Origin of the sequence: Micromonospora krabiensis, from assembly GCF_900091425.1 — a bacterium.
GTDB lineage: Bacteria > Actinomycetota > Actinomycetes > Mycobacteriales > Micromonosporaceae > Micromonospora > Micromonospora krabiensis.
In genome coordinates this window covers 305,287-323,769 of sequence record NZ_LT598496.1, presented here as the reverse complement: position 1 = coordinate 323,769, position 18,483 = coordinate 305,287, and the positions used below count along the sequence as shown (strand labels likewise).

Here is an 18,483-nt window from a genome sequence, read left to right as displayed (position 1 = left end):
ACCGCCCTCGGGATGTCCGCCGTGTCCTCGACGGAGGCACCGGAATCACCGTCGACCTGTGTCAGGCCACCATCTGCCGCCACTCCGGGCGCCCGCCCAGCCACGCATCGGCGAGGATCTCCGCCGACGCCCGACTCGGACAGGGGTGCAGTTCCGACCGACCCGTGCTGCCTCCGGTCTGCGCCTCGACCTCCCACCGCTGGCCATCGGTGCGGATGTAGACGTCGCGACGACCCCGCGGGCTGAGGTTCCCGTTCCACCAGTGACGCTCGATTCTCACCAGGTGACGGTATAGCACCGCCCGGAGTCGCCGCGACGGCACTTGTGCCCGAGCAGCGAGAAGAGAGATCATCACGCATGCTCGACCCCTCGCCCGAGGACGACCGGACGTCACCGATGGTCTCGACACCGCGTTTCGTTGGCCGTGATCGCGAGCTGGCGGCGTTGCGGGGCGCGTTGGCCCGGCCACCGGCGATCGTGCTGGTGGAGGGCGAGGCGGGGATCGGGAAGAGCCGACTGCTGCGAGAGTGGTTGGCCGGGCCGGACCAGCGCACGACTCTGGTCTCGGTGTGCCCACCGCTTCGCGAGTCGCTGACGTTGGGGCCGATCGTCGACGCGTTCCGTGGGATCGACCGCCCGGTGTCGCGGTTGCGGCTCACCGAGCTTGCGGGTGCGTTACGGCCACTGTTCCCTGAATGGTCCTCGGCCCTGCCGCCTGCCCTGCAGCCCCTGGGCGATGCGAAGGCGGCACGGCATCGCCTGTTCCGCGCCCTGGACGAGCTGCTGCGGGCTCTGCGTGTCGACGTCCTCGTGCTGGAGGACGCGCACTGGGCGGACGAGGTGACCCTGGAGTTCCTGCTGTTCGTCACCTCTCGACAACAGTCGGACGGGCCGAGCCTCGTGGTCTCCTATCGGCCGGAGGAGGTGGACGACGGATCTTTGCTGCTGCGGCTGACGTCCCGGTTGCCTGCTGGCGTGACCCAGCTGAGGATCGCCCTGGCGCCGATGCGACCCGACGCCACGGCGGCACTGGTGTCGTCGATGCTGGACGGCAATCCGGTGTCGCAGGAGTTCGCGACGTTCATGCACGAGCGCACCGGTGGCGTGCCGCTGGCGTTGGAGGAGTCGGTACGACTCATGTGCGACCGCGCCGACCTCGTCTTCCGCGACGGGCAGTGGGTCCGGCTGAAGCTGCGCGAGCTCCAGGTGCCGCCCACGGTGCGCGACTCCACCCGGGAGCGGGTGGGCCGTCTGTCGCCGGCGGCGCAGCAGGTGTTGCGTGCCGCGGCCACGTTGGCTGAGCGCTCATCGGTCTCCACCATCGCGAAGACCGCCGGCCTGTCACCGGCTGCGTGTCGGGACGCCGTCGGCGAGGCGGCCGACGCCGGCGTCCTGGACGGAGACGACCGTGGCCGGTGGCGGTTTCGGCATGTGCTGGCCGCCACGGCGGTGTACGAGGCGATCCCGTTGACCGACCGCAGACAGTTTCACCTGCTGGCCGGCCGGGCCTTGGAGGAGATAGACCCGCCGCCGGTGGCACGCCTTGCCCACCACTTCCGCGAGGCGGGCGAGCGGCAGTCCTGGGCGCGCTACGCCGAGCAGGTTGCCGAGCTGGCCATGGCCTCGGGTGACCACACCAAGGCGGTCGACGTGCTGGTCGATCTGTTGTCGCGGGCCGTGCTGCCGCCGGAGGATCGGGCACGGGTCGCGCGCATCGCCGGAGTGGCCGCCCTGGGCCGGCGTGAACCGGTCGACGAGGTCTACCACCGCGTGATCCGCACCCTGCGCTCGGTGTTGGAGAGCCCGGGTCTCTCCGCCCGGCAGCAGGCCGAGATCCGCAACCCCCTGGGTCGGCTCCTGATCACCGGGGGTGAGGCGCAGGCCGCACTGGGCGAGCTGGAGCAGGCGGTGGCCAACCTCGACCACGACCCGGTCGAGGCGGCTCGGGCGATGACCTACCTCGGGTGGGCCTACGCGGGGCCGTGGCCGGCGTCGACCCATCGGCGCTGGTTGGATCGCGCCGCCGCGCTCGCCGCCGATGTCGACTCCCCCGCGGAGCGGCTGAACCTGGCCGGCAACCGGGCCGCGGCACTGCTCATGCTCGGCGCGGAGGAGGCCTGGGACGTCGTCGCCGGCCTGCCCGTCGACGGCGCGAGCGCGGCGGAGCGTCTCGACGTGGCCCGCATCCACGCGAATGTCGGGACCGGCGCGCTGATCTGGGGTCGGTACGCCGACGCGGACCATCACCTGGCCGTGGCCCTGCGCCTTGCCGAGGACGAGCGGGCATCCCGGTTGCAGCACAACGTCCGGCTCGAGCAGGCCAACCTGGCGTGGCTGACCGGCCGCTGGGAGGGTCTCGCGGAGCGCAGCGCGGCACTCGCCGACGCCGACCGGGACCGGCCGGCGCACTACCTCGGCAGCATTCGCCTCGCGGCTCGGCTGGCGGCCGCGGCGGGACGGCGGCGCGCCGCGGAGGAGCAGTTCCGGCTGGTCCTCGAGGAGTCTGCCCGCCTCGGCGCGGTCGACGACACGATGGAGGCCGCCGCGGCGCTGGCCAGGCTGTGGCTGACGGACGGAAACAGCGGCCGGGCGGTGCAGATCACGAACGAGCCGATGGACACCGTCCAGAGAAAGGGCATCTGGGTCTGGGCGACGGATCTCGTCCCCGCCCGGATCGAGGCGTACCTCGCCGCGGGCGACCGGACGGCCGCGACACGCCTGGGCGACCAGTTCGCCAGAGGACTGCGTGGCCGTACGGCGCCCGCGCCTCGCGCCGCGCTCGCCGTCTGCCGTGCCCTGCTGTTCGCGGCAGCGGGAGACCATGCCCGCGCGGCGACGGCGTACGGTCGGGCGGCGCGCGCCTGGAGCGCGTTGCCGCGCCCCTACGACGCCCTGCTCGCCAGCGAGCGTCAAGCCGAGGCGCTCATCGCGCACGGGCAGGTCGACCAGGGTCGGGAGTTGTTGGCCGCACAGTACGAGCAGCTGTTCCGGCTCGGAGCCCGCGGCGACGCGGACCGGGTCGCGCAGCGGCTCCGTGAACACGGCGCCGAGGTCCCGCGACTGTGGCGTGGCGGCCGACGAGGCTACGGTGACCAGCTCTCACCTCGGGAGCTCGACGTGGTCCAACTGGTTGTCGCCGGCAAGACGAACCGGGAGATCAGCCGGATCCTGGCCAAGTCGCCGGCCACGGTGGATCAGCAGCTGCGGGCGGCGATGCGCAAGTTGAAGGTGAGTTCCCGGACCGCGCTCGCGGTCAAGGCAGTGGAGGCCGGAGTGTTCGCCGAAGAGGACTCTCGGTGACGCGTCGTGAAAATTGACGTATCCGCTGGATAGCGAGCGGTCACTCGTCCGCCGAGCATGACTTGCATGATCCATAGCCGTAGGCCGATACATGGCTGAGCGACCTGTCGCGCGCGACGACTCCGCCAGCGAGCACCAGCCACCTCTCGAGCTGTCGCGCGAGCCGCGTGTCAGCGCCCGCGACGCCTCCGACGCGCACGACGCCGACGGCGCCGACGAGCACGAGAGCCACGACCCCTACCAACCCCTGTAGGCAGAAGGACCTTGCATGAGACTCAAAGCCCTCGCGGCAACGCTGGCCGCAGCGGTCGGCCTGAGCCTGATCCAATCCTTACCGGCGTCCGCCGCTGAGCCGGAGCCCGGCGCGGCCGCCAAGAAGATCGAGTCGAGCTTGAAGGACCGCTTCCGCACGGAGCCGGCCTCCGACTTCTGGATCAGGTTCGACACCACGGCCGACCTCAAGCCGGCGACGAAGATCGCCGACTGGACCGCTCGTGGTCAGTTCGTCTACGACGCGCTGACCACGGCGGCGAAGGACGCCCTGGCGTCGGTCTCCGCCGAACTCGACCGGGCAGGCGTCAAATACACCTCCTACCCGATCGCCAACACGGTGCTCGTCAAGGGGGGCACCGAGAAGCTCGCCCTCGACGTGGCCGCCAAGGTGCAGGTCGCCGAGATCCACGCGACGCCGCAGGTCGCGCTGGTCGAGCCCGTGGACGAGAAGATCCCCGCTGACCAGGCTGCCCGCCCCGCCGCCCCGAAGGCCGCCGCCGAGGACGGCACCACCACGTGGGGCCTGGACGCCATTCACGCCCCGCAGGCCTGGGCCATGGGCGCCACCGGTGCGGGCATCACCGTGTCCAACCTCGACTCGGGCGTCCAGTTCGACCACCCCGCCCTGATGCACCAGTACCGCGGTACGAAGCCCGACGGCACCGTCGACCACAACTACAACTGGATGGCGAGCCGGGGCACGTGCACGGGCGCGCCGTGCGACGACAACGGGCACGGCACGCACACCATGGGCACCATGGTCGGCGACGACGGCACCAACCACGTCGGCGTCGCCCCGGAGGCGCAGTGGATCGCGACGAACGGCTGCTGCGACAACAGCGGCGTCGAGTCGCTGCTGCGCTCGGGTTGGTGGCTGCTCGCCCCGACCGACGTACAGGGGAACAACCCCGACCCGGCCAAGCGCCCGCACGTCATCAACAACTCGTGGGGCCAGACCGTCGAGCACAGCTTCGACGACTTCTTCCGTGCCATCGACGAGGCGTGGACCGCCGCGGGCATCTTCAGCGTCTGGTCCTCGGGTAACACCGTGCCGTACGCGGACTGCGACACCGTCTCCTCCCCCGGCTCCGCCGAGAGCGCCTACTCCGTCGGCGCCTACTCGTCGGACGGCACGCTCGCGGCGTTCTCCCGCAAGGGCGAGGGTGAGGGTGGCCGGATCAAGCCGGAGATCTCCGCGCCGGGCGACGGCGTCCGGTCGGCGTACCCCGGCAACAGCTACACGGAGATGTCCGGCACCTCGATGGCGGCGCCCCACGTCGCCGGCGCCGTCGCGGCGCTGTGGAGCTACGACCCGACCCTCATCGGGCAGGTCGAGGAGACCCGCCGGTTGCTCGGCGAGTCGGCCGTCGACGTCGACGACACCGAGTGCGGCGGCACCGCCGAGGTCAACAACAAGTACGGCGAGGGCCGGCTCGACCTCGTCCGCCTGCTCGAGCTCGCGCCCCGGCAGGGCGGCACCCTCACCGGCGTCGTCACCGCCGACGGCGCTCCGGTCCCCGCGGCCGAGGTGACGATCAGCGGGCCGTTCAGCCGCTCGATCGGCACCGACAAGGACGGCCGGTTCACGACGAACCTCCCGGTCGGCGACTACCAGCTCAGCACCAAGGTCTTCGGCTACCTGACCGCGACCGCCGACGTCACGATCACCCTCGGGCAGGACACCGCCGTCACACTGCCGCTCACGGCCGCCGCGAAGCACGACATCAGCGGCCGGGTCGTCGACGACAAGAAGCGGCCCGTCCCGAACGCCGACGTCTCCGTCACGAGCACGCCGCTGAAGCCGGTACGCACGGACGCCAACGGCGCGTTCACGATCACCGCCGTGCCCGAGGGCGCGTACACGCTGACGGTCAAGCCCAACGCCTGCTTCTCGCCCACGACGATCCCGCTGACCGTCGGCGCACAGAACGAGTCGCGCGAGATCCCCGTCGGGCTCGTGGTCGACGAGGGCGGCTACAGCTGCGCCGTCTCCGAGGGTGAGTACCTGCGCGGCACCGAGCAGGTCGCGTTCACCAGCGGCGTGTGGGCCACGGTGAAGCTGCCGTTCCCGATCGCGCTCTACAACGGCAGCCACGACACCCTCGGTGTCGGTCTGCGCGGCGTGATCTCCCCGGACACCAGCACCGGACCCGGCAGCGGCGGTGCGGGCGTCTTCCCGTTCTACGTCCAGACGCCGGTCGAGTTCGCCCCCGGCGGGGGCGTCTTCACGGCGGCCACCAAGGTCAACGGTGAGGACGCGTTCGTCGTCGAGTACCGCAACGCCAAGCTCTGGGCCTATCCGACCCGGACGGAGTACACGGAGCCGGTCAACTTCTCGGCCACCTTCACCCGCTCGGGCACCGTGATCTTCGGGTACGGCGACGGCGTCGGGACCGACGACCCGGTGACCGCCGGCGCGCACGCCGTCAGCGGCATCCAGGGCTGGGCCGGCGTCGACGGCATCCGGTTCTCCGACAGCGCCCCGGTGCTGCGCGACGGGATGATCGTCACCTACGACATGCCGGACTTCGGGTACCTCGACGCGACCGTCGTCGACCAGAACGACGGGCTGCCGGTGGCCGGGGCCAAGGTCTCGTTCAGCGACAAGAACGGGCTGGTCGAGACCGTCACGACCAACGGGACCGGCATCGTGCATCGCCAGCTTCCGGTCGGCGACTACACCATGACCGTCGACGCGCCGAACTACACGACGGCGGCGTACCCGTTCTCACTCGGCAAGCTCTACGCCAGCGCCAAGATCGACGCGCGGTTGACCACGGGTCTGGCCGGCCTGAAGGCCGATGGGCTCGACGCGTTGTTGGGTACCGACCAGAACGGTGTGGGCTCGCTGACGCTGACCAACAACGGCTCCGCCCCCCTCACGTACGACCTGGGTGAGGCCGCGCGCCACCCCGAGCTGGACGCCGCCGGCGCCACCGCGCGCACCGGCACGGGTGCGGCCAGCAGCATCGACCTCGCCGCGTGGAAGGCCGGTGCGAGCGGGATGAAGCCGTCGAACGTCGACGGCAAGGCCACCACGTCGAGCACCGCGGAGGCACAGGCGGCCGCCAAGGTCGGCGTGACCTCCGGCGGTGACGTCATCACCCGGATCGCCATCCCCGGCACCATCGCGGAGAAGGAGCCCTCCGGCATCGGGTACGACGGCGACGTCTGGGTTCACGACTACAACGCCCGGACCAACACCGCCTACACGGTGACGGGCAAGCGGACCGGGAAGGTCTTCGACGCGGCGTGGGACCCCGCGTACCGGGCGTTCGACATGGCGCTGGACACCAAGACCGGTGACATGTGCCAGATGGAGGACAGCCCGGCCAGCTACATCCACTGCTTCAACCGGGAGACCGGCAAGGAGACCCGGCAGATCAAGGGCGACTGGTCCACGCTGCAGCTGACCGGCCTGGCCTACAACCCGGCGGAGGACGTGTTCTACGTCGGCGGCCGGAGGAACGGCATGATCGGCACCGTCGCCGGGACGTCGCACGACAACGCGGGTGCGCTGCTGTCCTTCTGCGCCCCGCCGCTGCCCGAGGTGATGGGTCTGGCCTACAACCAGGCGTCCGACACCATCTGGTACACCGACCTCACCTCGAACCGGCCCACCCGCCTGCTGCAGGTCGACCCCGACGACTGCTCGCTGGTCAACGCGTGGTGGTTCCCGGGCCAGAAGGTGGGCCAGGGCGGCGGTCTCGAGACCGACTCGACCGGGGCGCTGTGGGCGGCCGACCAGCTCGCCGACGACGTCGTGCTGGTCGACGTCGAGGACGACCTGCTCACCGACCTGCCGTGGCTGTCGCTCTCCTCGACCGGCGGCACCCTCGCCCCGGGTCAGTCGACGACCGTCAAGGTCTCGATCTCCTCGAAGGACGCCAAGCCGGGGGTCCTGGGCGCGAACATCGTGGTGCGGTCCGACTCCGGACGCCAGTCCAAGACGTACGTCCCGGTGACGCTGACGACCACGAAGTACCAGGTCGGCGTCAACGCCGGCGGTCCGACGTTCACCGACGGCTCCGGCTACACCTGGTCGGGCGACCAGGCCGCCGGCAAGACGGCGTGGGGCTACGAGGGGAAGACGAAGGTCGCCTCGACGCGGGCCGACATCGCCGGTACGACGGACGACACCCTGTTCCAGTTGCAGCGCACCACGTCGGACAAGCAGCTGTTCTACCGCTTCCCCGACGCGCCCAAGGGCACCTACGCGATCGACTTCGGGTTCGCCGAGATCGACAAGGTGACCACGGGCAAGCGGGTGTTCGACGTGCTCGTGGACGGCACGCTGACGGAGTACGCGTACGACGCGGCCAAGGCCGTGGGGCCGAACGCCGCCGACTGGCGCACGGCCGTCGTCAAGCACGAGGGTGGTCCGCTGACCGTGGAGCTGCGGGGCTCGAAGGGCCTCAAGGCCCCGACCATCGCCGCGCTGCGGGTGACGCTCGACCCGCGGGCGGACACGGCGGAGCCGGACCCCCAGCCCGAGCAGCCGGATCCGGGGCCCGTTCCGGTGGCCCCCGCCGGTCGGTCGTACTCGGTGAAGGTGACCGAGGGGCTCTACCGTCAGGGCGCAGAGGAGTCCGGGTGGCACGGCGATGACCTCTGCGGCGTGCTGTGGTTCGACACCACCTTCCTGTTCCCGTTCTACGACACGGCCTGGGACGGCGTGTGCGTGACGACGAACGGCACGCTGACCTTCGACCGCGCCAGCACGTCGGGGAGCAACACGGCCCTGCCGGGTCCGTACCCGATCGACGCGATCTACCCGCTCTGGGACGACCTCGTCGTCGACGACGAGGCGGGCATCTACTTCGGCAGGACCGAGGTGGACGGTGTGGCGGCGGAAGTCATCGAGTGGCGCAACGCCACCTTCTACAACGACCGGACGGCTCGCGTGAGCTTCTCGGTCACCCTGATCGCCGACGGACGGATCCAGATCGGGTACGGCGACGGCGTCGGCGGCGACAACCCCCTCACCCGGGGGTCGTCGGCGACGGTCGGTGTGGAGAGCCTGACGCGCAACCCCGCGGGCCAGCACTCCTTCAACCAGCCCGTCCTGAAGGCCGGATTGGGCCTGGAGTACACCCTCCCGGCCGCGGGCACGATCGAGGGCACGGTCACCGACAAGAACGACGGCAAGCCGATCGAGGGCGCGATCGTCACGCTCACGGGACCGAACGGTGAGCGGGTCATCACGACCGACGTGAAGGGCCGGTGGAAGGCCCAGGCGCTGGTCGGCGAGAACACCGTGCAGGTGTCGTCGCCGAACTACGTCACCGCCAGCCGTCCCGTGACCATCGCCGAGAAGGACCAGGCCGAGGTGGTCGACACGGCGTTGACCACGGGCATCGCCACCGTCACCGGCGCCGACTTCGACTGGCTCCTGGACAAGGGCCAGAAGGCGACGGCCGACGTGACCGTCACCAACACCGGCTCCGCCCCGCTGGAGGTGCGGCTCAGCGAGCAGAAGCGCGCCAGCGACGGCGGGCACGAGGCCGCCGACCTTCCGTGGCTGACCCTCACGGGCGCGGCCGCAACCGGCACGGTCACGTTGGCGGCCGGGGCGTCCACCACGGTCACGGCGACGGCCGACAACGCCGGTCTCGAACCCGGTGTGCTCGTCGGGGACGTGCTCGTGGCGACGAACGCCGGCAAGGGCGAGACCCAGTTCAAGTCGGTGCGCCTGGCGACCTCGGCCTACTGGCAGGGCGTCGACGTGGGCGGATCCGGGTACGTCGGGGCCGACGGCTTCGTCTGGTCGGCCGACCAGGAGCTCGGCAAGCGGTCGTCGTGGGGCTACGTGGGCGGCAAGGCGCGTACCACCAAGGCCGACATCGCCGGCACGAACGACGACGCACTGTTCCGCACCCAGCGGACCGGCGAGACGTTCAGCTACGTGTTCAAGAACGCCCCCGCCGGTACGTACCGCATCGGCCTCGACTTCGCGGAGATCGAGAAGGTCAAGGTCGGCAAGCGTGCCTTCGATGTGTTGGCCGACGGCAAGGTCGTGCTCTACGACCACGACGTGCAGGCCAAGGTGGGTGCGCTGAGCGCGGACCTGAACGCGGTCACCGTCGAGCACGCCGGTGGCGATCTGACGATCGAGTTCAGCCGCGAGAAGGGCGAGGGCGACCCGATCCTCAACGCCCTGAAGGTCCAGCAGGACCCGCGCCTCTGAGATAGCCAACCAGTCCGCCGATAGTGGTCAGAGCCTCCTCGGATCGCCGGGGAGGCTCTGACCATTTCGACCAGGTGGTGGAGGTGCGGCGGTCAGCCGTGAGCGTCCCGCCGTGACCGGCGGACGTAGGAGACCGTCGTCATGGCGAGCAGCACCGCCCCGAGGAAGAAGTAGGTGTTGATCCCCAGGCCGGCCCAGAGCTCAGCCGTGGAGATGTCCTGCGCCCCCACGAAGCCGCCTCGGCGGATGCCGGTGGCCATCAGCAGGTTCTCGACCATCCCGGGAACCCCGCGGACGACGAGCAGCGCGCTGCCCAACCACAGCGGCGTGAGGAGCACCCACCGAGGGACGCGCCGTCCCCACGGCCGCACGGTGGCCACCACGACCGCCGCCCCGACGGCCGACATGAGGATGAGTACGAGGTTGAAGATCACGTACGCCCTCAGGTCCCACGGTCCGTCGCCGGTGGGATCCTCACCGGGGAAGAACACCGCCACCACGTGGGACACCACGAAGAAGACCAGCCACGCGAACGTGCCGTAGGCCCACCGAGGGCTGCCGGGAACTCTCATACCACCAAGCTCGTCACCTCGGGCGTATGACGCCTCCCCGTCCGAGGGGATTGCTCTCCCCTCCCAGAGGGACGCTCGGCTTCTCGAGCACATCCAGCCTGGCACCACAAGCGCTCCGCGGCCTGAGCGTGCGTCAGTCCCTGCGGCTGGCGGTCTCCACTCGTCAGGTTCGGGCGCTGACCGGGCCAGGAGGAGCGATCGAGGCAGATCCTGATGTAGCGGCCGCCGCTCGCGTTTCTCGAGCGGGGAGCCCGAAATAAGACTGCTGCGCCGAAAACGCCGAGTTACGGTGCTCCGATGCAGGCGCATGCGGCCCAGCGGGCAACACAGGCAGCCATGTCGAGCGCCGCATCGCTCGGCCTGGCCGCCTACGACGCCGTCGTCCTGCACAACTCGAACAAGCTCACCCTGCGTCTGAAGCCCTGCGACGTGCTGGCCCGAGTGGCACCCGCGGCGCACCAGAGCGCCCAGCGTGAAGTGGAGATCGCTCAGCGACTGTTCGGGGTCGGGAGCCCGGTGGCCGCGCTCCAAGCGCCCGAGGTCTTCATCCGGGACGACTACGTGGTCACGCTGTGGACCTACTACGAACCGGTGACTACTCAAGCGATCCCGCCCGCGGACTACGCCAGAGCGCTCGAACGTCTGCACGCCGGAATGCGCGAGGTCGACCTGCCCACCCCGCACTTCACCGACCGGGTTTCCGAGGCCGAGGCCCTCGTCGCCGACCGCGACCGGACGCCGAAGCTGGCCGACGCGGACCGCGTTTTTCTCGCCGGCACACTGGACCGCCTGCGCCGAGCGGTCAGCGACAGGGGTCGGCCCGAACAGGTCCTGCACGGCGAACCTCACCCCGGCAATCTGCTCTCGCCCCAGCTCGGCCTGCTCTTCATCGACTTCGAGACCTGCTGCCGAGGGCCGATCGAGTTCGACCTGGCCCACGCACCCAACGAGGTCGAGGACCATTACCCGGGAGTCGATCACCACCTCCTTCGAGATTGCCGGACTCTCATGCTGGCGATGATCACTACGTGGCGCTGGGATCGCGATGACCAACTCCCCGACGGCCACAGACTCGGCATCGAGTGGTTGAGCGAACTCCGGAAGGCGGCGGCTCGGTAGATCACCGAGCACGGTCATCGGCTACATGACAGGGCGCGGCTCCCGCCGCCCCCAGATCGCTGGGGGCTGTCGCACATGACCTGGCAGAGCTGCGTCGCGATCACCTCCCAGCCGACGTCACGGCTTGGCGAGTGGTCCGCCTCACACGTTGTCACGACGATCGGTCAGGCGGTGTCTTAAGGCCGAATCCCTGACGATGGAGGAGCCACTATGACTCGGAACATTGATGTGGTCGTGGTTGGTGGCGGATACGCCGGTGTCATGGCGGCCAATCGCCTGACCCAGCGCGACGACGTGTCCGTGACGTTGATCAATCCGCGCTCGATGTTCGTCGAGCGCATCCGTCTCCACCAGGTGGTCGGCGGCTCCGACGACGCGGTCGTCGACTACCGAGAGGTCGTGGCCGAAAACGTCCGACTGGTCGTCGATTCGGTGACCCGGATCGACGCGGCCCAGCGTCGCGTGACGTTGGCCGCCGGTGAGCCTGTCGGCTACGACTACCTGATCTACGCCGTGGGCAGTGGCAGCGCCGGCCCGGGCGTGCCCGGAGTGGCCGAGTTCGCCTACCCGATCGCCACCCTGGAGCAGGCGCAGCGGCTGCGGCCCATCATCGACGCCGCCGCCCCGACCGCGCCCGTGACTGTCGTCGGAGCCGGCCCGACCGGCATCGAGACCGCCGCCGAGCTGGCGGAAGCGGGCCGTACGGTGACCCTGGTGTGCGGCGGCGTACTCGGCCCGTATCTGCACGCGCGGGGTCGGCGCTCGGTTGCCAAGCAACTGGCCAAGCTCGGTGTGAGCGTGCTCGACGGCCCCGGCACGAAGGTGACGGCGGTCGCTCGCGACGCCGTGCGGCTCGACGGCGGCCGAACGGTCCCGAGCGCGGTGACCATATGGACCGCCGGGTTCGGCGTGCCGGACCTGGCCACCAGCAGCGGGCTGAGCACCGACGCGCTGGGCCGCCTGCTGACCGATGAGACGTTGACAAGCGTGGACGACGTACGCATCGTCGCCGCCGGGGATTCGGCGGCCCCGTCGGATCTGCCCTTCCGGATGAGCTGCCAGGCCGCGACGAGGATCGGCGCGCACGCCGCCGACACAGTGCTGGCCCGGATCGCGGGCGAACGGCCGACGCCCATCAACCTGGGGTTCTTCGGCCAGTGCATCAGCCTGGGGCGTCGCGCCGGCATCTTCCAGTTCGCCTCCAGGGACGACAGCGCCAACGGGTTGTACATCGGCGGAGGTCCCGGCGCGAGGCTCAAGGAGTTCGTCTGCACGCACACCGTCAAGCACCTGGCGAACGAGGCACGCAAGCCCGGCTCGCTCAGCTGGGTCAAGGACGACAAGCGCCGGGAGTTGCTGCGAACCAAGCGCGGCCAGGCGCTGGACGCCCGCTGAACGGACGTCTGGGTCGCGCGTCGGCCAACCAATCCGAACAGTGACCGACTACCGGGGACGAACCGCGGGATCTGCGCGGTACACGGATGGCCCACCGGAGCCACACCTACCAAGGACAAGGAAACGCATGAACCTCGCGCTGTGGATTGCTACCGGGCTTCTGGCCGCGGTCTCCCTGACCGGAGGCACCACCAAGATGTTCGTACCCAAGCAGAAACTGGCCGCACTCAGGGGCGGTGAATGGACCAGACAGGCGAGCGTCGGCTTCATCAGGACCATCGGGGTCCTTGAGCTTTTGGCCGCGGTCGGCCTGATCCTGCCCGCCGTGCTCGACATCGCCCCGTTCATGGTGGCGCTGACCGCCGCCTGCTGGGTGCTGCTCATGCTCGGCGCGGCGATCATCCATGTCCGCCTTAACCAGTTCACGTTGGTCATGGTGAACGTGGGCTATTTGGCGCTTGCGAGCTTCATCGCCTGGGGCCGGTTCATCCTTGAGCCTCTCACCGGCTCCTGATCGGGTGCCGCTGGTGGGGTGGCAGAGCGGCGGCACCGCGAAGGATCTACCTCTGGGCCTTCCACCGGTCGATCACGGCCGGTAGCTCCCGCCACAGGTAGTCGTAGAAGTCCCGCATCTCGGCCAGGCGGCGACCGGCTGAGCTGTCCTCACCAGTGGCCGCGATGCCCTGCTCGGCAGCCTCCCGCATCACCTTCACCAGTTGGTTCTGCTCCGACATCAGCGTGGCCCAGGCACCCTCGCGGAAGCGGAAGTGTTCCCGGCGACTCCCGGGAGCGGGCACCTTCTCGATCAACCCGACGGAGGTGAGTGACTTCAACGCGGTCGACACACTGCCCGAGCTGATGGTGAGCGTTTCGGCGATCTCGCCCGCCGTCAACGTGTCCCGCTCGGTGAACAGCAACGCCGCCAGCACCCGTGCGGTCATCCGTTGCATCCCCCCTTGGGTGAGGGTCAGGGCAAGGCGCTCCGCCGGATCACTCAAGGCTGACACTCCAGTCCTCCTGTCGCTTATCTTGACGAAATCTTAACAGCTCTGAATCTTCAGAGGTCTCTGAAATCTCGATACTGTGGCAGCCATGGGAGACGTGATTCAGCTGGAGAAGCTGACGAAGACGTACGGGAGCCGCCGAGGGTTGGTCGAGCTGGACCTGGCGGTCGCCGAGGGCGAGGTATTCGGCTTTCTCGGCCCCAACGGTGCCGGAAAGTCCACCACGATCCGCCTGCTGCTGGACCTCATCCGCCCCACGAGCGGCCAGGCCCGGCTGTTCGGCCGTGACCCGCGCGAGCACGCCGTCGAACTCCACCGCCGGATCGGCTACCTTGCCGGCGACTTCGTGGTCAACCCGCGCCAGCGAGTCGGCGAGTGCCTGACCTTCCTGGCCGACCTGCGCGGCGGCGTACCCCGGACGCGGATCGAGCACCTCGCCGCCCGCCTCGATCTCGACCTGGCCGCCCGGATCAAGGCGCTGTCGAAGGGCAACCGGCAGAAGGTCGGCCTGGTCCAGGCGTTCATGCACCACCCCGACCTGCTGATCCTCGACGAGCCGACCTCCGGACTCGACCCGCTCGTCCAACAGACCTTCCTCGACCTCGTCCGCGAGGCCAAGACCGCCGGCCAGACCGTGTTCATGTCCTCGCACATCATGACCGAGGTCGAAGCGGTCGCCGACCGGGTCGGGATCATCCGGGAAGGCCGCCTCGTCGCCCTCGACACCGTCGCCCGGCTCCGCGACCACGCCCTGCACCGATTCGAGATCACCTTCACCGGCCCGATCGATCAGGCCAGCCTCGCCGCCCTCCCCGGCATCTCCGACCTGACAGTCGACGGCCCGACCGCCCGGTTCGCCCTGGCCACCGACCCCAACGAGCTGATCCAGGTCCTCGCCCGTCATCAGGTCGCCAGCCTGCGGGCCAGCGAGCCCGATCTCGAGGAACTCTTCTTCGCCTACTACCAGCCCGCCGAAGCCGCCAAGGAGCCCAGCCGTGCCTAACGTCATGACCAAGACCCTCTGGGACTCCCGCCGCAGCCTCGCCGGCTTCGCCGTCGGCACCGCCCTGGTCGGCACGATGTACGCCGGCTTCTACTCGCAGGTCTCCGACGGAGCGATGGGCGAGGCCGTCGAGGGCTTCTCCCCCGCGCTGCGCGAAGCCCTCAACATGGAGGACATCGCCAGCGCCGCCGGCTACCTCGGTTCCAGCGTCTTCGGCATCATCGTGCCGCTGATCGCCGTCATCTACGGCATCGCCACCGGCACCCGAGCCATCGCCGGCGACGAGGAAGCCGGCTACCTCGATCTCCTGCTCGCCCACCCGGTCAGCCGGACGCGCCTCCTGCTGCACCGCTGCGCCGCGCTCGCCATCGGCGCCTTCGTCCTCGCCGCACTCGTCCTGCTCGCCATGCTCGCCATCCGCAGCAGCGCCCAACTCACCACCGTCAGCGTCGGTCAGTTCGCCGCCCAGTGCGCGGCACTGGCACTGCTGTCCACCGTCTTCGGTGCCGTCGCCATCGCCATCGGCGCCGCCACCGGCAGCCGGGCCGCCGCACTCGCCGGCAGCGCCACCGTCGGCGTCCTCGCCTACGCCGCGAGCACCTTCGCCACCCAGATCGGCGCCGGCGGACTGCGCTACGTCTCGCCGTTTCACTACTACATCGGCAACGAACCGCTGCGTAACGGCTTCCAGTGGGCCGACCTCGGCATCCTCGCCGCGGCCATCGCCGTGCTCGTCCTCATCGCCGGCACCGTCTTCAACCGCCGCGACCTGACCAGCTGAACGACGCCACCGCGTCCCGCCGGCCGCCGACGCGCCGGCGGGACGGGTGCAGTCGAAGCCCCGACGGACGATGTCCTCACCGCGCCGTGGCACGTCGACCTGGCAAGCGCGCCCGCCGCCAGCCGCCGGACGAGGACGCGCGCGCTGGCGATGAGCGTTGCCTCACTCCGTAGCCGCGGACTCACCGGGCCGGACCAACCCGGTCTCGTACGCCAGGATCACGAGCTGAACCCGGTCCCGGACGCCGAGCTTGGCGATGGCACGGGTGATGTGCGTCTTCGCGGTCAGCGGGCTGATGAACAGTTCTCGAGCGATCTCATCATTGGACAACCCGGCCGCGACCAACCGCAGCACGGCCCGTTCCCGATCGGTGAGTACCGCCAGCCGCACGCCGCCGTCGTCGGTGGGCGGCACCGGCCGGTGAGCGAACTGCGCCACGACGCGGCGGGTGACGCTCGGGGACAGCAACGCCTCCCCGGCCGCGACCACCCGTACCGCCTGCCGCAACCCGGTCGGATCGACCTCCTTGGTGAGGAAGCCGCTCGCGCCGGCGGCGAGCGCGGCGAACACGTACTCGTCGGTCTCGAACGTGGTGAGGATGATGACGCGACAACCGGACAGCCGCTGGTCGGCCACGATCTGGCGGGTCGCGGTGATCCCGTCCATGCCGGGCATGCGAATGTCCATGAGCACGACGTCCGGCCGCATGGTCCGCGCGGCACGGACCGCCTCGTCGCCGGTGGACGCCTCACCGATCACCGCGATGCCCCGGTCCCGTTGCAGGAGGCTGCGGAACCCGGCGCGAACCAGCTGCTGATCGTCGGCGAGCAGGACGGCGATGCTCATCGTCGGCCCCCCACCGGAAGCACGGCGCTCACCCGGAAGCCGCCACCGTCGGCAGGCCCGGCCGCCAACCGGCCACCCAGCGCCTCGACCCGCTCCCGCATCCCCGCGATACCGTGCCCACCAGCGCTGCCGGTCGCCGCCGTACCGTCGTCCCTGACGACGACGGTGACCTCGTCGGGCGCGTAGCGCAGGGTGACGACGGCCTGCGCGGCGTCGGCATGGCGGACGGTGTTCGTCAGCGCCTCCTGCACCACCCGGTACGCGGCCAGCGCCACCGGCGTCGGCACGGTCGACCGGTCACCGACCTCGTCGAGAGTCACCCGCAGCCCCGCCGAACGCACCTGCTGCACCAGAGCGGCCACCCCGTCCAACTGGGCCACCGGCGACTCGACTCCGGTCACGCCGTCGTCACGGAGGACGGCAACGAGAGCGCCGAGGTCAGCCATCGCCCGACCTCGCACCTCCTGCGCCAGCCGGAGCGCGTCGCGGGCGTCCCCCGGCGCTGATTCGACGGCGTCGAGCGCCACGTTGAGGTGCACGCCGACCACGGCCAGGGTGTGGGAGACGACGTCGTGCAGCTCACGCGCGATCCGCAGCCGTTCCTCCGCGCGGCGGCGACCGGCCGCCAGTTCCTGCTCGTGCCTCGACTGTTCCAGCCGGGCGGCCACTTCGTCCTGCCAGCGTCGGCGATTCCGGTACGCCAGCGCGGCGGCCAGCACCACGGCGAGCCACAGCGCCTCGCCGCCGACGTGACCCGCGATCCACTCCGGGTCGCGCCCGCCGACGGTGACTTCCCAGTTGGCCGCATAGGCCAGGAAACCCAACCCGACCGCCAGGGCCCCACCGATCCGGCCGGCCAACACGGTCGCGGCGAAGGCGACCGTTGCCGGCCAGACCCAGCCGACCTCGACCAGGCCGGCACCACGGTAGGCGGCAACGGTCGCGACCGAGGCCAGGAGTGTGAAAAGTGGCCAGCGGGAACGCAGCAGCACCAGCGCGGCGAGCGTCTGGGCCAGTGGCAGTGCCCCCGACACCGTCACGGCGCCGCCGGCGAGCGCTACTCCGGCCGGCACCCCGGCCGCCGTGGCCACCGCCAGCAGCGCGGTGACCACCCATCCCGGCACGTGCGGCCGCGCCGCGCCGCCCAGGTGCGCCGTCGCTGCACCCGCTCCCACCATCGGTCGATTATCCGTCTCGTGCCATCCGGCGCAGGCCCATGGCGGCCACCGCGAGCCACCCGACATCGGCCCACAGCATCACCCGCTCGGTCAGCCCGACGACGGTGGGCGTCGAGCCCACCGAGAGAGTGGGGCCGACCATCACGTCGATCCAGGTCACCACGAAGACGACGAAGGCGGCCACCACCGCGGCCGTCGTGAGGCGCAGCGCCCGGGCGACCGGCAGCCACCGTGCGTCCCGCTGCCACGCCCGGTTGAGCAGGACCGCGGCTACCGGCAGCGCCAGGAAGGCGGCCAGCCCGCCAACCCCGTGTATCGAACCGACGGTGGAGGGCGGACGGTCCCACTGGCCGGGCGGATCAGCCGGGAACACCCCCGCGACGAGCATGCCCGCCGCCCACACACCGAGCAGCCACAACCCCCCACGCCCGCCGCGGCTGGACGCGACGGCCAGACGGATCAGCACCGCCGAGGCGGCGGCAAGACTCACTCCCGTGACCGTGATGAGCCAGCCCGCCCGACCGTGGACGAAGTAGCTGGCCATGTGCTCCAGCCAACTCCACTGCGGGTTGAGCCCGTCCGCCACCGCGACTGCGACCAACGGCACGGCCAAACCGACCAACACCCCGTCGGCCGCGACGCGCGAATACCGCGGCCGGTCGCTACCGGCCGTGCGATCAGGCATCCGGAAATCGACCATCGTCACCCCCTGCTCTGCGTTGCCCGAAAGCTACGACGCGAGCGGGTGACGGCGCGTCGTCCCGACGTCGTGCCCTACGCGTACGCCACCTGACTACGAGTACGGCGTTTGGTGTATCTGCCTGG

The 18,483-nt window shown here is 70.4% G+C and carries 14 protein-coding genes; 8 read left to right on the top strand and 6 right to left on the bottom strand.

Annotation, left to right across the window (positions count from 1 at the left end; genetic code table 11):
- Window positions 1-61: 61 nt before the first annotated feature.
- Window positions 62-280, bottom strand: coding sequence for a hypothetical protein (locus GA0070620_RS01350; protein WP_091597762.1), 219 nt, complete (start codon window positions 278-280; stop codon window positions 62-64).
- Between the two features lie 77 nt (window positions 281-357).
- On the opposite strand from GA0070620_RS01350, the gene GA0070620_RS01345 reads away from it, so the two are divergent.
- The 3 genes from GA0070620_RS01345 to GA0070620_RS01340 all read left to right on the top strand — a co-directional run bounded on the left by GA0070620_RS01345 (window position 358) and on the right by GA0070620_RS01340 (window position 9,760).
- Complete coding sequence (locus GA0070620_RS01345) at window positions 358-3,300, top strand: ATP-binding protein (RefSeq protein WP_091587754.1); 2,943 nt, start codon at window positions 358-360, stop codon at window positions 3,298-3,300.
- Window positions 3,301-3,391: 91 nt separating this feature from the next.
- On the top strand, window positions 3,392-3,553 hold the full coding sequence (locus tag GA0070620_RS32540; protein ID WP_157741495.1) for a hypothetical protein: 162 nt from the start codon (window positions 3,392-3,394) through the stop codon (window positions 3,551-3,553).
- 15 nt (window positions 3,554-3,568) lie between these two features.
- Window positions 3,569-9,760, top strand: coding sequence for a S8 family serine peptidase (locus GA0070620_RS01340; RefSeq protein ID WP_091587752.1), 6,192 nt, complete (start codon window positions 3,569-3,571; stop codon window positions 9,758-9,760).
- A 92-nt stretch (window positions 9,761-9,852) separates the two neighbouring features.
- Here the strand turns inward: GA0070620_RS01340 and GA0070620_RS01335 are convergent, their stop codons facing one another.
- A complete protein-coding gene (locus GA0070620_RS01335; RefSeq protein ID WP_091587750.1) occupies window positions 9,853-10,332 on the bottom strand; it encodes a DUF3995 domain-containing protein in 480 nt (159 codons plus the stop codon).
- Window positions 10,333-10,629: 297 nt separating this feature from the next.
- On the opposite strand from GA0070620_RS01335, the gene GA0070620_RS01330 reads away from it, so the two are divergent.
- The 3 genes from GA0070620_RS01330 to GA0070620_RS01320 all read left to right on the top strand — a co-directional run bounded on the left by GA0070620_RS01330 (window position 10,630) and on the right by GA0070620_RS01320 (window position 13,360).
- Window positions 10,630-11,451 carry a phosphotransferase family protein gene (locus tag GA0070620_RS01330; RefSeq protein ID WP_091587747.1) on the top strand — a complete coding sequence of 274 codons (822 nt, stop codon included), beginning with the start codon at window positions 10,630-10,632 and terminating at the stop codon, window positions 11,449-11,451.
- A 210-nt stretch (window positions 11,452-11,661) separates the two neighbouring features.
- Window positions 11,662-12,846 (top strand): NAD(P)/FAD-dependent oxidoreductase, encoded by a 1,185-nt coding sequence (locus tag GA0070620_RS01325; protein WP_091587745.1) that lies wholly within the window; start codon window positions 11,662-11,664, stop codon window positions 12,844-12,846.
- A gap of 127 nt (window positions 12,847-12,973) precedes the next feature.
- Window positions 12,974-13,360, top strand: coding sequence for a DoxX family protein (locus GA0070620_RS01320; protein WP_091587743.1), 387 nt, complete (start codon window positions 12,974-12,976; stop codon window positions 13,358-13,360).
- 46 nt (window positions 13,361-13,406) lie between these two features.
- Here the strand turns inward: GA0070620_RS01320 and GA0070620_RS01315 are convergent, their stop codons facing one another.
- Window positions 13,407-13,787, bottom strand: coding sequence for a GbsR/MarR family transcriptional regulator (locus GA0070620_RS01315; protein ID WP_231922120.1), 381 nt, complete (start codon window positions 13,785-13,787; stop codon window positions 13,407-13,409).
- A gap of 151 nt (window positions 13,788-13,938) precedes the next feature.
- Between GA0070620_RS01315 and GA0070620_RS01310 the strand changes: the two genes are divergently transcribed.
- Both GA0070620_RS01310 and GA0070620_RS01305 read left to right on the top strand, forming a co-directional pair.
- Window positions 13,939-14,853 (top strand): ABC transporter ATP-binding protein, encoded by a 915-nt coding sequence (locus GA0070620_RS01310; protein WP_091587740.1) that lies wholly within the window; start codon window positions 13,939-13,941, stop codon window positions 14,851-14,853.
- Window positions 14,846-15,634 carry an ABC transporter permease subunit gene (locus GA0070620_RS01305; RefSeq protein ID WP_091587737.1) on the top strand — a complete coding sequence of 263 codons (789 nt, stop codon included), beginning with the start codon at window positions 14,846-14,848 and terminating at the stop codon, window positions 15,632-15,634. Before GA0070620_RS01310 ends, GA0070620_RS01305 begins: the two co-directional genes overlap by 8 nt.
- A gap of 162 nt (window positions 15,635-15,796) precedes the next feature.
- Here the strand turns inward: GA0070620_RS01305 and GA0070620_RS01300 are convergent, their stop codons facing one another.
- Genes GA0070620_RS01300 through GA0070620_RS01290 form a run of 3 tightly spaced genes read right to left on the bottom strand, consistent with a single transcriptional unit; the run spans window position 15,797 to window position 18,265 of the window.
- Window positions 15,797-16,480: a response regulator gene (locus tag GA0070620_RS01300; RefSeq protein ID WP_091587734.1), complete on the bottom strand. Its 684-nt coding sequence runs from the start codon at window positions 16,478-16,480 to the stop codon at window positions 15,797-15,799.
- Window positions 16,477-17,658 carry a sensor histidine kinase gene (locus GA0070620_RS01295; RefSeq protein WP_091587732.1) on the bottom strand — a complete coding sequence of 394 codons (1,182 nt, stop codon included), beginning with the start codon at window positions 17,656-17,658 and terminating at the stop codon, window positions 16,477-16,479. The genes GA0070620_RS01300 and GA0070620_RS01295 overlap by 4 nt, the downstream gene beginning before the upstream one ends.
- Window positions 17,659-17,665: 7 nt before the next feature.
- Window positions 17,666-18,265: a DUF998 domain-containing protein gene (locus GA0070620_RS01290; protein ID WP_157741494.1), complete on the bottom strand. Its 600-nt coding sequence runs from the start codon at window positions 18,263-18,265 to the stop codon at window positions 17,666-17,668.
- Window positions 18,266-18,483: the final 218 nt, after the last annotated feature.

What these genes read in the sequence shown, in the direction of transcription:
- GA0070620_RS01345 (WP_091587754.1), top strand. Translation starts at nt 358, where the DNA reads ATGCTCGACCCCTCGCCCGAGGACGACCGGACGTCACCGATGGTCTCG.
- GA0070620_RS32540 (WP_157741495.1), top strand. Translation starts at nt 3,392, where the DNA reads ATGGCTGAGCGACCTGTCGCGCGCGACGACTCCGCCAGCGAGCACCAG.
- GA0070620_RS01340 (WP_091587752.1), top strand. Translation starts at nt 3,569, where the DNA reads ATGAGACTCAAAGCCCTCGCGGCAACGCTGGCCGCAGCGGTCGGCCTG.
- GA0070620_RS01335 (WP_091587750.1), bottom strand. Translation starts at nt 10,332, where the DNA reads ATGAGAGTTCCCGGCAGCCCTCGGTGGGCCTACGGCACGTTCGCGTGG.
- GA0070620_RS01330 (WP_091587747.1), top strand. Translation starts at nt 10,630, where the DNA reads ATGCAGGCGCATGCGGCCCAGCGGGCAACACAGGCAGCCATGTCGAGC.
- GA0070620_RS01325 (WP_091587745.1), top strand. Translation starts at nt 11,662, where the DNA reads ATGACTCGGAACATTGATGTGGTCGTGGTTGGTGGCGGATACGCCGGT.
- GA0070620_RS01320 (WP_091587743.1), top strand. Translation starts at nt 12,974, where the DNA reads ATGAACCTCGCGCTGTGGATTGCTACCGGGCTTCTGGCCGCGGTCTCC.
- GA0070620_RS01315 (WP_231922120.1), bottom strand. Translation starts at nt 13,787, where the DNA reads ATGACCGCACGGGTGCTGGCGGCGTTGCTGTTCACCGAGCGGGACACG.
- GA0070620_RS01310 (WP_091587740.1), top strand. Translation starts at nt 13,939, where the DNA reads ATGGGAGACGTGATTCAGCTGGAGAAGCTGACGAAGACGTACGGGAGC.
- GA0070620_RS01300 (WP_091587734.1), bottom strand. Translation starts at nt 16,480, where the DNA reads ATGAGCATCGCCGTCCTGCTCGCCGACGATCAGCAGCTGGTTCGCGCC.
- GA0070620_RS01295 (WP_091587732.1), bottom strand. Translation starts at nt 17,658, where the DNA reads ATGGTGGGAGCGGGTGCAGCGACGGCGCACCTGGGCGGCGCGGCGCGG.